The organism is Brevundimonas sp., from assembly GCF_046299595.1.
Classification (GTDB): domain Bacteria; phylum Pseudomonadota; class Alphaproteobacteria; order Caulobacterales; family Caulobacteraceae; genus Brevundimonas.
Genome location: NZ_JBKBHQ010000001.1, coordinates 1,735,703 through 1,748,526 on the forward strand (window position 1 = coordinate 1,735,703; position 12,824 = coordinate 1,748,526).

A 12,824-nucleotide genomic window follows, 5' to 3' on the forward strand; every position below is an offset into this window, starting at 1 on the left:
TCAGAAACGGTCGCATACCGCGAGACCCCCTCATGCGCCATGACAAGGCAGGACAGGTCATCGAACTGGCGCGGCATCTGGCCAGCAGCGCCGAGGGCCTGACGCTCGACGAGATGGCCGAGGCCATGGGGGTGGGCAGGCGCACCGCCGAGCGGATGCGCGATGCGGTCGACCGCCTGTTTCCCACGCTGGAAGAAGTGCGCGATCCGCCCACCAAGCGCTGGCGCATCCGCGGCGGGCTGTCGGGCTTCGAGCAGACCCCCACCGCTGTCGAGATGATCGAGCTGTCCAAGGCGGCCACGGCCCTGCGCCGCGCCGGAGAGCCCCAGCGCGCGGCGGCCCTGGAGGCGCTGGAGCGCAAGATCAAGTCGGCCATGCGATCAAGCGCGCTGAACCGCCTGGCGCCCGATCTGGAGGCCTTGGTGCGGGCCGAGACCATCGCCGTGCAGGCCGGACCGCGTCCCAGTGCCGACGAGGCCATGCTGGCGACCATCCGCAGCGCCATCCTCTCGGGCGTGACCTTGCGTTTCGTCTATGCGCGGCCCGGTGCCGAGGCGCGCGGGCGCGAGCTGATTCCCTGTGGCCTGATGTTCGGGCGCGCCAACTATCTGGTGGCTGCCAATCCCGACAGCGGCCGCATCCAGACCTTCCGCCTGGACCGCATGAGCAAGGTCGAGTGCGGGGACACGCCAGCCCAGCCGCCGGAGGATTTTGATCTCAACGCCTTCGCCAACCGCTCGTTCGGCATCTATCAGGACGAGGTGCACGATGTGGCCCTGCACGTCCTGCCCGAGGGCGCGGCCGAGGCGCGCGGCTGGCGCTGGCATCCGACCCAGACGCTGGAGGACCGGCCCGACGGCTCGGTCATCGTGCGCTTTTCGGCCAGCGGCATGAAGGAGCTGGCCTGGCACCTGTTCACCTGGGGGCGGCAGGTCCGCATTCTCCAGCCCGAGGTGCTGAGGCAGGTGATGGCCGAGGAACTGGACGCGGCGCGCGCGGCGCTGGATCAGGCTTCCGGCTGAGCCTTGCCGGACCCGAAGCGCAGGGCGGCCAGCGCATTGGTAAGACGGCGCACCGGCGCATCGAAGTCGCGCCCCGCCTTCCACTTCTCGAACGCCATGACATTCTCGATACGCGCATCCACAAAGGCCTCGGCGGCCTCGCGCCCGTCGAACCAGCGCAAGGTGAGGGCCGGGATCAGAATGCCCGACAGTATGGAGCGCTTGGAGTAGTGGTTCTCGTCGGTGGCGCGGTCGCCCGCCCAGCGCCAGATCAGATCGGCGCTCTCCCACGCCAGACGCAGGCCAAGCGCGTGCTGGCCCGGCAGGGAGAGAAAACCGGCACAGCGGCGCGTGGCCTCGATGTGGGCCGCACCCGCCTCCATGCGCGCGCAGACGCCGGCCCTGATGCGCTGGCGGATCTTGAGGGTGTCGGCGGGTGTGGCCTTCAAGGCCTCCATGGCCATGGCATCGTGACGGCGCGACAGAAGCGCGGCCAGATCTCGCGCCCCGCCGGGCACCAGCAGCTCCAGATCGCCGCGTGTCAGGCCGATGGCCGCTCCGGCCCGCGCGACAAGGCGCGCGTTCCAGCCGATGGCCGGCGCCATTTCGATGGCCTGATCGAGCAGGGCCTGCTCGCGCGCATCGACCCAGTCGGGGCCGGGGGTATCGGTCTGGGCGGACATGGGCGCATCCTAGGCGCAAACGCGGGCGCTTTCGAGGGGGTGCGACAGCGATGCCGAAGCGCGGCTTCCCTGCCCCCGGCCCCGGCGGGACAAGGGGAGATTCCGGGGGAAATCGCGTGCGCGCGTATCTGGACAGAGGCCATGGCTTCGTGTATCCGCACGCCTTCCGAACGGAGGCCGCACGCTTCCGGGCGCTGAATTTCTTGTTCGCCCGTCTTCCCCGCCTTGTGCAGCAAGGCCAGGACGCGGCGGGCGATCATAGGAGAGAGACCCCTGGTTCAGATTTTTGTCCGCGACAACAACGTCGATCAGGCGCTGAAGGCCCTGAAGAAGAAGATGCAGCGCGAAGGCTCGTTCCGCGAAATGAAGCGGCACGTGCACTATGAAAAGCCCTCGGAAAAGCGCGCCCGCCAGAAGGCGGAAGCCGTGCGCCGCGCCCGCAAGCTGGCCCGCAAGCGTGCCCAGCGCGAAGGCGTGGTGATGCCGAGCAAGGGCCGTCGCTGAGACCCGGCGCATCCGCGTCCGCACAGGCTGCGAAGGCCGCTCCGCCCGGGGCGGCCTTTTTGCATTGAGGGGCCTTTTGGGGGCCATTCGGGGGGCTTTTTGCAGGCTGTGGCCTCAAAGGGTGTGATTTGAGCGGCCCGATCTGCTAGCGCAGGGCACGATCACCGATCGCGGGGGCACCGGCATGACCATGGGGAGTTCAGCGCGGGCATGAGCCTGATCCTCAAGCTGACAACCCTCATGCGTCTTGGCCCGCACAATCTGGCGCGGGTGGGCCTTTACCGCGCGGGCCTCAGGAGCGGCCTGCATCCGGTGCTGAAGGCGAAGGGCGAGCCGGTTTCCGGGGCGCACTTCGGCCCTGCGGCCGCCGAACCGCCGATGCCGCTGCCCGGGCCGAACCGGCGCTGGGACGATGCGCTGTGGTACTTCGGCCATCACGCCATAGCCCATGACTGCGAGGCCCCGGACTGGTTCGCCAATCCGTTCGGCAGCGCCATGCACGATCATGCCGACCTGCCGTGGTGGCAGATCGACGACTTCGCCGCCGGAGACATCAAGGGCGTGTGGGAGCTGTCGCGCCTCGACTGGCTGGTGGCCCTGGCCACGCGCGCGGCCCACGGCGACGAGGCTTCGCTGGAGCGGCTGAACGCCTGGCTGTCGGACTGGAGCGCGCGCAATCCGCCCTATCTGGGCCCTAACTGGAAATGCGGGCAGGAGGCCTCGGTGCGGGTCATGCATCTGGTGCTGGCGGCCATGGTGCTGCGCCAGGACCATGTGCCCACGCCCGCCCTGCGCACCCAGATCGCCAATCATCTGGCGCGCATCGCTCCCACCATCTCCTATGCCATCGGCCAGCAGAACAACCACGGCACCTCGGAGGCAGCGGCCCTGTTCATGGGCGGCAGCTTCCTGATCGGTCACGACGCGCGTGCGAACGGCTGGATGGACACAGGCCGGCGCTGGCTGGAGGAGCGTGCGCGCACCCTGATCGCAGGCGACGGCAGCTTCAGCCAGTATTCCATGAACTATCACCGGGTGATGCTCGACAGCTATGCCCTGGCCGAAAGCTGGCGGCGACGGCGCGATCTTCAGCCCTTCAGCGACACCCTGAATGCGCGCCTGTGCGCGGCGACGCGCTGGCTGCACGCCATGACCAGTGCCGAAAGCGGCGATGCGCCCAACACCGGGGCCAATGACGGCGCGCGCCTGATGCCCCTGATCGAAGGCGACTATCGCGATCATCGCGCCTCGGTGCAGCTGGCCGCGGCCCTGTTCTGCGGTGCGCGCGCCTATGGGCCCGGCCCGTGGGATGACTTGCTGGCCTGGCTGGGCGTGGCCGCGCGGCAGGAGCCCCTGAGCGAGCCGGGCGAGGGCCTGGCGCTGTCGGGGCGCAGCTTCGATGACGGCGGCTATCACCTGATGAAGGCGGGCGCGGCGGTGGCGGTGATGCGCTATCCGCGCTTCCGCTTTCGCCCCAGTCAGGCCGACGCCCTGCACCTCGACCTGATGGTTGGCGGGCGCAATGTGCTGCGCGATTCGGGCACCTGGACCTACAACAGCCAGGGCACCCACAACACCGAGGACGCCAGCTGGTTCGGCAGCACGCCCGCGCACAACACCATCACCTTCGATGGCCGCAGCCAGATGCCCCAGCTCAGCCGCTTTCTCTATGGGGCATGGCTGAAGGCGCGAGACGTCCAGACGGTCGGCGAAACGGGCGAGGGGGGCTTGAGTGCCGCGGCGGGCTATACCGACCACAAGGGCGCGCGCCACCATCGCCATCTGGTCATGAGCCGCGGGCTTCTGGTCTGCACCGACACCATCGGCGGGCGCTTCGAGCAGGCGTGCCTGCGCTGGCGCCTCGCGCCCGGTCCGTGGCGGCTGGAGGGAAAGCGCCTGATCGGCGAGACCATGCAGATCGAGATCGAGTGCGCGCCGGGCGAGGCAGAGCTTCGCCTGACCAGTGCGCCGGAGTCGCGCTATTATCAGAAGCGCAGCGAGGTTCCGGTGCTGGAGGTGCGCCTGGACCGCCCGGGGCGCATCGTCTCGACCATCCACTTTGACGACCCGGCCCCCGCAACCCCATAAGAGGCTCCATGCGTTCCAACGCCGACGTTTCGGTATCATTGTGAGTGCATGACCGCGCCGCTCGTGATCCTTCAGGCCCGCACCAGTTCCCGCCGCCTGCCCGGCAAGGTGCTGATGGACTTTCACGGCTTGCCGCTGGCGGTGCTGGCGGCGCGGCGTGCCGCCAGTCGTGGTGCAAGGGTCGTGCTCGCGACCTCGCTGGAGGCTTCGGATGATGCGCTGGCCGAGACGGCGCACGCTCACGGTCTGCCGGTCGTGCGAGGCCCGCTCGATGACGTTCTGGGTCGCTTCATCCTTGCGCTGGGCGATGCGCCCGATGCCGCGCCCGTGGTGCGACTCACCGCCGACAACGTGCTGCCCGACGGGGCCTTGATCGCCGAGGTGGTGGCCGAGCTGGACGCGCGCCAGTCGCAATATCTGACCACGACTGCAGATGGCTCCGGGCTGCCCTATGGCTGTTCGGTGGAGGTGACGCGGGCCGGGCATTTGCGCGCTGCCCATGCCGCCGCCAGCACGGCACATGAGCGCGAGCACGTCACGCCGTGGGTGCGCGAGCGGTTCGGCGTGCAGGTGTTCGACCGATACGCGGGGCTGGGCATGGAGGATGTGCGCGCCACCATCGACACCCCCGAAGACTTCGCGCTCATGCACGCCAGCGTGCCGGACGGCGCGGATCTGAAAACGCTGGGCTGGCTCGAATGGGCAAGGCACCTTTCGCGCTGCGTGCCCGGCTCAATGACCGGCGGGGTCAGGCAGCTCGTCGTGGGCACGGCCCAGATGGGCATGGCCTATGGCATCGCCCGCGCATCCTCGCCCGGCGAGGACGCGGCGGTGGCCATGCTGGAGCGGGCGGTGAGCGCAGGGGTGGCGTGGCTCGATACCGCCCGCGCCTATGGCCGCAGCGAGGCGGTGGTGGGCCGCTTCCTGAGCGGGGCGACGGCGCAGCGCGTGCGCGTCGTGACCAAGCTCTCGCCCCTGTCCGAACTGGCCGCGGATGCCGGTGCCGATCAGGCCGCCGCCGCCGCCCGTGACAGCCTGATGCGCTCGGCCGGGGCGCTGAGTCAGGAGAGCATGGGGCAGGAGCGGCTGGACGCGGTGCTGCTGCACCGCTGCGCCCATCTCACCAGCCATGACGGTGCGATCTGGCGGTGTCTGGTCGAATGGCGCGACGAGGGGCGCATCGGAGCACTGGGGGTCTCGGTGCAGTCGCCGCAGGAACTGGCGATGGCGCTTGGGTTCGCCGACGTGACCCACATCCAGATGCCCTGGAACGTGCTCGATCACCGCTGGGAGCGCGTGCTGCCCGATCTGGAGGCGGCGCGCCTTGAGCGGGGCGTGATCGTCCATGTGCGAAGTGCTCTGCTGCAAGGGCTGCTGACCTCGCGTGACCGGGCCTTGTGGGCGCGCGCCCATGTGGCCGATCCTGCCCCGGTGCTGGCCTGGCTGGAGCAGGGGCGGGCGCTGTCGGGTGCGCCGGACGTGGCGGCCTTCTGCCTCGACGTGGCACGCGCGCAGCCCTGGGTCGACGGGGTGGTGGTGGGCATGGACGACATGGCCCAGCTTGAGGCCAATCTTGCGCTTTTCGCCCGCCCGGCCCAGCGTGCGTCGTGGCACGCCGAACTGATGGCACAGCGCCCGGTGCTCGATCCTGCGAGCCTCGATCCCGCGCGCTGGCGCACAAGCCTTGAGTGAACCGGAACCGATGAAGCGGAGGATGCGGCCTTGAGCACGAGCAATGCGGGCAGGCTGGCCGGGCGCACAGCCCTGATAACGGGGGCCACGGGCTATCTGGGCACCTTCATGAGCCGCGCCCTGGCGCGCGAGGGGGCTCATGTGCGGGTCAATGCGCGCCGCCTCGATGCCGCGCAGGCTCTGGTGGCCGAGATCGAGGCCGAGGGCGGAAAGGCCTCCCCCGCCGTCTTCGACGTGCGCGACGCGCGCGCCGTTGAGGCTTTCGCAGGCGAGCTGGAGGCGCGCGGCGAGGCCCTGCACATCCTCATCAACAATGCGGCGGCGGGGCGCGGCGGCACGCTTGAGACGGCCAGCGATCAGGACTATGCCGACGCCTATGACATCGCCGTGGTGGCCGCCCAGCGCCTGATGCGCGTCCTGCTGCCCGCCCTGCGCCGGGGCCGCGCCGAGCTGGGGGACGCGGCCATCCTCAATGTCAGCTCCATGTATGGCCTGGTGAGCCCGGACCTTCGCAGCTATGACGCGCCCGAGGCCAGCAACCCGCCCTTCTATGGCGCGGCCAAGGCGGCGCTGGTGCAGCTGACGCGCTATGGGGCCTGCCAGCTTGGCCCCGAAGGAATACGCTGCAATGCCATTGCGCCCGGCGCCTTTCCTTCGCCGGCCACCCAGCAGAGCGCACCCGACATGGTCGAGCGCCTGCGCGCCCGCGTGCCGCTGGGGCGCATCGGCGAGGGCGGGGAGATCGCCGGGCCGGTGGTGTTCCTGTGCTCGCCCGAGGCGTCCTACATCACCGGCGCGGTGCTTTGCGTCGATGGCGGCTGGACCGCGTGGTAAGGCCCGCACAGCAGACAGGATGGACACGGACATGACGCAGCAGAGCCGAGGCGCGCGACTGGCGGGCAAGAAGGCCCTGATCACCGGGGCGGCGGGGGGCCTGGGCCGGGCCATGGCCCATCGCATGGCCGAGCAGGGCGCGACGCTGGCCCTGACCGACATCAACGAGGCGGGCGCTGCCGAGCTGGCCGCAGAGATCAATGCGCGCTTTGACGGGTCGGCCTTTGCCTATGGCCACGATGTGACGCGCGAGGACGACTGGCAGAAGGTGATCGCCGCGGCCGTCGCCGATCTGGGCGGGTTGTCGGTGCTGGTCAACAATGCCGGAATCGGCGGCGAGCTCACCTTCGTCGAGGCGCAGTCCATGGAGGACTGGCACAGGGTGCAGGCGGTGAACGTGGACTCGGTGGTGCTGGGCTGCAAGCACGCCATGGCCCATCTGGCCGCGGCGGGCGAGGCGTCGATCGTGAACATCTCGTCCATCGCGGGGCTGGCGGCTGCGCCGGGCATGGGCGCCTACAATGCCTCGAAGGCGGCGGTGTGGCTTTACACCAAGACCATTGCGCTGGAGTGCGCCAAGGCGGGAAAAGGCGTGCGCTGCAACTCGGTGCACCCGGTGTTCATTAAGACGCCGATCCTCGATCCCTTCGTGGCCATGGCCGGAGGCGACGAGGCCAAGGCGCACGAGCGCCTGACGCGCGGCATCCCGCTGAAGCGCATCGGCGAGCCGGACGACGTGGCCTGGTGCGTGGTCTATCTGGCCTCGGACGAGAGCCGCTTCATCACCGGGGCCGAGATCAGGATCGACGGGGGCATGACCGCGCAGTAGCCGGCGTCGGCCCGATCCGGTGCGGCCTTCAGTTGACCATCACCGTGCCCAGCAGGATGCGCGCGCCGCGCTGGCCCAGCAGGGCATCGGTCGCCTGTTGCAGATCGCGCACCAGCCGCTCCAGATCGGGCGGCTCGGCAGGCAGCAGGCCCTCGGCCATGCGCGAGATCAGAGGGGTGTAGGCGGCCCGCAGGCGCGGCAGGGACTGCTCGGTCAGGGTGCGAAGCGCGCCATCGGGCACATCGAGACCGGCCTCGACCGTCATGACTCCCCGGCGCCCGTCGCGCCTCATCACCGTGGCGGTGAGCGTGGGCATGCGCACATAGCTGTTGGCCGAGGCGCTGCCGCTGCCCGACGGGCCTGCGCCGGCCGTGGTGGCGGCGCTGGCACCCAGAGCGGCAATCAGCGGCACCAGCAGGGCCGTGCGGCGCGAGGGGGCGGAAGGATCGCTCATGAGCGCCATGGTGCGCCCATGGTTTTAAGCGAGGGTTTATGGGCTCAGGCGCCCCCGTGCGGCCTCTCGTGCAGCCCCTCGTGCATCATGGGTTGCAGGTCCAGTCTGGCGAACAGGACCGCATCCGCGTCCTGCTCGGGATTGGGCGTGGTCAGAAGCCGCGAGCCGACGAAGATCGAGTTGGCTCCGGCCAGGAAGCACAGCGCCTGCACCGGCTCGCTCATGCCCTCGCGCCCGGCGGACAGGCGCACGATGGAACGCGGGCACACCAGCCGCGCCACCGCGATGGTGCGCACGAACTCGATGGGATCGATCTGGCCCTCTGCGCGCACCTGATCGCCCAGCGGCGTGCCCGCCACGGGCACCAGGGCGTTGACCGGCAGGCTGTCGGGATGCTCGGGCAAGGTGGCGAGCGCATGCAGCAGGCCCGCGCGGTCCGCCCGGCTCTCGCCCATGCCCACGATGCCCCCGCAGCAGGTGCTCATGCCCGCCTCGCGCACGGCCTTGAGCGTATCGAGGCGCTCGTCATAGGTGCGGGTGGTCACCACGGAGGCGTAGTACTCGGGCGAGGTGTCGAGGTTGTGATTGTAATAGTCGAGCCCGGCCTCCTTCAGTGCGCGCGCCTGCTCGGGCGTCAGCATGCCGAGCGTGGCGCAGGTCTGAAGCCCCAGCGCCTTCACGCCCGAGATCATGGCCGCCAGCTTTGGCAGGTCACGATCCTTCAGCTCGCGCCAGGCCGCGCCCATGCAGAAGCGGTCCGCACCGCCGGCCCTGGCGGCCATGGCTTCGGCGAGCACGCTGGAGGTGTCCATCAGCTTCTCGGCCTTGAGGCCGGTATCGAAGTGGGCCGACTGGCTGCAATAGCCGCAGTTCTCGGCGCAGCCTCCGGTCTTGACCGACAGAAGCTGGCTTTTCTGGACCGCGCTGGGATCGAAGTGCTGGCGGTGCACGCTGGCGGCCAGGAACACCAGCTCCATGAAGGGCATGGCGAACAGGGCCTCGACCTCTGCGCGCGTCCAGTCGTGGCGCGGAATGGCGAGCCGCTCCGGCGTGTGTGCAGATGCGCTCACGGAGACTTTCGCGGACGGGCGGGCGGGGGTCAGATCATCGGCCATGGGCGCAGCATTAGGCGGCGGCCCCCGGCCCCGCAAGCCATAAGGGACGTGCGCCAGGGCCCGGCAGGAGCGGCCATATAAGGATATCCTTATGTCAGGTTGTGCGCGGCGGTGGCTGCGTCTATAGGGTCGGCACCCCATTTCCCCCAAGGAGCGCCCGTTCATGAGCGACTACATCATCCGCGACATCGGTCTGGCCGATTTCGGGCGCAAGGAAATCGCCATCGCCGAGACCGAGATGCCCGGCCTGATGGCCCTGCGCGCGGAATACGGCTCGAAGAAACCGCTCAAGGGCGCGCGCATCGCCGGCTCGCTGCACATGACCATCCAGACGGCGGTGCTGATCCAGACGCTGGAGGCGCTGGGTGCCGAGGTGCGCTGGGCATCGTGCAACATCTTCTCGACCCAGGACCACGCCGCCGCCGCCATCGCCGATGCGGGCACGCCGGTGTTCGCGCTGAAGGGCGAGACGCTGCACGAGTACTGGGAGTATGCGCACAAGATCTTCGAGTGGGCCGATGGCGGCTATCCCAACCTGATCCTCGATGACGGCGGCGATGCCACCTTGCTGTGCGTGCTTGGCCCCAAGGCCGAACAGGACGCCACGGTGCTCGACAATCCCGCCAACGAGGAGGAGGAAGCCCTGTTCGCGGTCATGAAGCGCTATCTGGCCGAGAAGCCGGGCTTCTACTCCGCCATCCGCGACGCCATTCAGGGGGTGTCGGAGGAAACCACCACGGGCGTGCACCGCCTCTATCAGATGGCCGAGCGCGGCGAGCTGCCCTTCCCGGCCATCAATGTGAACGACAGCGTCACCAAGTCGAAGTTCGACAATCTCTATGGCTGTCGCGAGAGCCTGGTGGATGCCATCCGCCGCGGGACCGACGTGATGCTGGCGGGCAAGGTCGCGCTGGTCATGGGCTATGGCGACGTGGGCAAGGGCTCGGCCGCCAGCCTCAGGAACGGCGGCGCGCGCGTGCTGGTCACCGAGGTGGACCCGATCTGCGCCCTGCAGGCGGCCATGGAGGGCTATGAGGTCGTCCACGTCGAGGACGCGGCCCCTTACGCCGATATCTTCGTCACCGCCACGGGCAACAAGGACGTGCTCACCGTCGATCACATGCGGGCGATGAAGAACAACGCCATCGTGTGCAACATCGGCCACTTCGATTCCGAGATTCAGGTGGCCGGGCTCAAGAACTTCAAGTGGGACAAGATCAAGGATCAGGTCCACCATGTCGAGTTTCCCGACGGCAAGAAGATCATCCTGCTGTCCGAGGGGCGGCTGGTGAATCTGGGCAATGCCACGGGCCACCCGAGCTTTGTCATGAGCGCGTCCTTCACCAACCAGACGCTGGCCCAGATCGAGCTGTGGACCAATGCGGCGGCCTATGAGAACCGGGTCTATACCCTGCCCAAGCATCTCGACGAGAAGGTCGCCATGCTTCACCTCGAAAAGCTGGGTGCCAAGCTGACCAAGCTGTCGGCTGATCAGGCGGCCTATATCGGCGTCACGCCCGAAGGCCCCTTCAAGCCCGATCACTACCGTTATTGATGCCGTCCGCCCGGCCCGTCCGATGAGCGCGCCCGACATCCACGGCCCGTGCCCGCCGCAGTTCGAGGCCGTGCGCGAGGCCTTTGCGCGCAACTTTCTCGATGCGCCCGGCACCGTCAGCGAGCGCGGCGCGCGCTTCAGCGTGCAGATCGGGGGCTGCCTCGTCATCGATCTGTGGGGCGGCCATGCCGATGCCGCAGGCGAGCAGCCGTTCGGGCCGGAGACCCTGACCCCGGTGTTCTCGACCGGCAAGGCGGTCATGGCCCTGATGATGGCGCGGCTGGTGGATCAGGGCCTGATCGGCTTCGATACCCCGCTGGCCGAGGTCTGGCCCGCATTCGGCGAGGCCGGAAAGGCCGACATCACCCTCGGTGATGTTCTGAGCCATCAGGCGGGCATGGTGGGCTTTGCCCCGCCACGCCCGCCCGAAATCTGGTTCGAGCGCGAGCAGGTGCTCGATGCCGTGGCCGCGCAGGCGCCCTTGTTTCCCCCGCGCTCGGCCTCGGGCTACAGCCCGATCATGGTGGGCTACATCTGTGGCGAGGTGTTCCGCCGCCTCGACGGGCGCTCCATGGGCACGGCCCTGCGCGAAGATCTGGCCGAGCCCTTCGATCTTGACCTGTGGTGGGGCCTGCCTGCCGCCCAGCACGGGCGCGTGGCCCAGATGCGAAAGCCCTCGCGTGCGCCTGATCTGGGCTCCATCGATGCGGTGCGTCAGGCCGCCTTTCTCGACAAGGGCTCGGCGCCTGCCGGGCGCGGCTCGGCCGAGTGGCGACAGATCGAGATTCCTTCCGCCAACATGCACGCGCGCGCAGACTCTCTGGCGCGTCTGATGGGCGTGGTGGCCTCGGGCGGGATGCTGGAGGGCGAGCGCGTGCTGTCCGCCGGCACCCTCGCGGTCATGAGCGCCGAGCGCATATCCGGGCCGGACCGGGTGCTGCCCTTCACCCTGTCGTGGGCGGCGGGCCTGATGCGCAACGAGGGGCTCGGCATCTTCGGCCCTGATCCCGGTACGCTCGGCCACTGCGGCTGGGGCGGCAGCTGCGCCTTCGCCGATCCGGCCGCAGGGATTTCGGGGGCCTATGTCATGAGCGCCCAGTCCCATCACCTGATCGGCGATCCGCGCGCGCGTGCGCTGGTCGAGGCGCTCTACGCCAGTCTCTGAGCGCGTGCGGCCCGGCTTCTTTGCAGCGCCGCCAGCACGAACACCATGGCCCCCGCCCAGATGAAGCCGAACGACAGGGCGCGCAGCCAGCCGAAGGGCTCGCCCTGGGCCACGCCGATCACGAAGCTGATGGTGGGGGCGAGAAATTGCAGAAAGCCCATGGTCGACAGGGGCATCCGTCGCGCTGCCCACGAGAACAGCATCAGCGGCACCACCGTGACAGGCCCCGCCAGCATCAGCAGCAGCGCCGTGCCCGTGCTGTCGGTGAAATGGCCCAGCCCCTGACTCTCCAGCCACAGTATGTAGGCAATGCCCGGCAGGGTGATGAGGGCGCACTCGATGAACAGGCCAGTCTGGGCGTCGGCGTCGATGCGCTTGCGGATCACGCCATAGGCCGCAAAGGTCAGCCCCAGCGTCAGCGACACCCATGGCAGGCCGCCCACTGCCACGGCCTGAAGCGCCACGCCGACGACGGCCAGGGCGATGGCGGCCAGGCCCAGCCCGCTGATGCGCTCGCGGAAAATCCACGCGCCTGCCGCCATGTTGAGCAGCGGGTTGAGATAATAGCCGAGGCTGGTTTCCAGCGTATGGCCGTTGTTGACCGCCCAGACGAACACGGCCCAGTTCACCGCGATCAGGCTGGTGGAGACCAGCAGCAGCGCAAGGGTGCGCGGCGAGCGCAGCACCCGCTTCACATCGCCTGACTGGCGCGCCAGCAGCACCAGAAGCCCCGCCCACAGCACCGACCAGATGGCGCGGTGGCCCATGATCTCGAAGGCATCCGCGCCCGCCCGGCCCATGGGCTGATAGATCAGCGGCGAGAGCCCCCACACCACATAGCAGCCCACGCCTGCGATCAGGGCGTTGCGGAAGTCGGGCGCGGAGCCGCCGGAAGCGTTCAAGG

The 12,824-nt window shown here is 69.1% G+C and carries 12 protein-coding genes; 8 read left to right on the plus strand and 4 right to left on the minus strand.

The features are described from left to right. Window positions 1-32: 32 nt before the first annotated feature. Window positions 33-1,022: a helix-turn-helix transcriptional regulator gene (locus ACK4E3_RS08520; protein ID WP_409699168.1), complete on the plus strand. Its 990-nt coding sequence runs from the start codon at window positions 33-35 to the stop codon at window positions 1,020-1,022. Here the strand turns inward: ACK4E3_RS08520 and ACK4E3_RS08525 are convergent. Beyond that, window positions 1,007-1,684 (minus strand): COQ9 family protein, encoded by a 678-nt coding sequence (locus ACK4E3_RS08525; protein ID WP_409699171.1) that lies wholly within the window; start codon window positions 1,682-1,684, stop codon window positions 1,007-1,009. The genes ACK4E3_RS08520 and ACK4E3_RS08525 overlap by 16 nt on opposite strands. Window positions 1,685-1,957: 273 nt before the next feature. On the opposite strand from ACK4E3_RS08525, the gene rpsU reads away from it, so the two are divergent. The 5 genes from rpsU to ACK4E3_RS08550 all read left to right on the plus strand — a co-directional run bounded on the left by rpsU (window position 1,958) and on the right by ACK4E3_RS08550 (window position 7,631). Further along, the gene (gene rpsU, locus ACK4E3_RS08530) at window positions 1,958-2,188 is read left to right on the plus strand and encodes a 30S ribosomal protein S21 (RefSeq protein ID WP_409701193.1); all 231 of its coding nucleotides are present in this window, start codon (window positions 1,958-1,960) and stop codon (window positions 2,186-2,188) included. Between the two features lie 210 nt (window positions 2,189-2,398). Beyond that, window positions 2,399-4,276 (plus strand): alginate lyase family protein, encoded by a 1,878-nt coding sequence (locus ACK4E3_RS08535; protein ID WP_409699174.1) that lies wholly within the window; start codon window positions 2,399-2,401, stop codon window positions 4,274-4,276. Between the two features lie 48 nt (window positions 4,277-4,324). Continuing rightward, complete coding sequence (locus ACK4E3_RS08540) at window positions 4,325-5,968, plus strand: aldo/keto reductase (protein ID WP_409699176.1); 1,644 nt, start codon at window positions 4,325-4,327, stop codon at window positions 5,966-5,968. 30 nt (window positions 5,969-5,998) lie between these two features. Next, complete coding sequence (locus ACK4E3_RS08545) at window positions 5,999-6,802, plus strand: SDR family NAD(P)-dependent oxidoreductase (protein WP_409699179.1); 804 nt, start codon at window positions 5,999-6,001, stop codon at window positions 6,800-6,802. A 31-nt stretch (window positions 6,803-6,833) separates the two neighbouring features. After that, window positions 6,834-7,631 (plus strand): SDR family oxidoreductase, encoded by a 798-nt coding sequence (locus tag ACK4E3_RS08550; RefSeq protein ID WP_409699182.1) that lies wholly within the window; start codon window positions 6,834-6,836, stop codon window positions 7,629-7,631. A gap of 28 nt (window positions 7,632-7,659) precedes the next feature. Here ACK4E3_RS08550 and ACK4E3_RS08555 read toward each other — a convergent pair whose 3' ends face one another. Continuing rightward, on the minus strand, window positions 7,660-8,085 hold the full coding sequence (locus ACK4E3_RS08555) for a Tat pathway signal protein (protein WP_409699185.1): 426 nt from the start codon (window positions 8,083-8,085) through the stop codon (window positions 7,660-7,662). Between the two features lie 44 nt (window positions 8,086-8,129). Next, window positions 8,130-9,155 (minus strand): biotin synthase BioB, encoded by a 1,026-nt coding sequence (bioB, locus tag ACK4E3_RS08560; RefSeq protein ID WP_409699188.1) that lies wholly within the window; start codon window positions 9,153-9,155, stop codon window positions 8,130-8,132. Between the two features lie 208 nt (window positions 9,156-9,363). Here bioB and ahcY point away from each other — a divergent pair, with 208 nt between their 5' ends. Both ahcY and ACK4E3_RS08570 read left to right on the plus strand, forming a co-directional pair. Next, window positions 9,364-10,755 carry an adenosylhomocysteinase gene (ahcY, locus tag ACK4E3_RS08565; RefSeq protein WP_409699191.1) on the plus strand — a complete coding sequence of 464 codons (1,392 nt, stop codon included), beginning with the start codon at window positions 9,364-9,366 and terminating at the stop codon, window positions 10,753-10,755. Window positions 10,756-10,777: 22 nt separating this feature from the next. Further along, window positions 10,778-11,920, plus strand: a complete 1,143-nt coding sequence (locus ACK4E3_RS08570; protein ID WP_409699193.1) for a serine hydrolase domain-containing protein — start codon at window positions 10,778-10,780, stop codon at window positions 11,918-11,920. Here ACK4E3_RS08570 and rarD read toward each other — a convergent pair. Further along, on the minus strand, window positions 11,905-12,822 hold the full coding sequence (gene rarD / locus ACK4E3_RS08575) for an EamA family transporter RarD (protein ID WP_409699196.1): 918 nt from the start codon (window positions 12,820-12,822) through the stop codon (window positions 11,905-11,907). The genes ACK4E3_RS08570 and rarD overlap by 16 nt on opposite strands. Window positions 12,823-12,824: the final 2 nt, after the last annotated feature.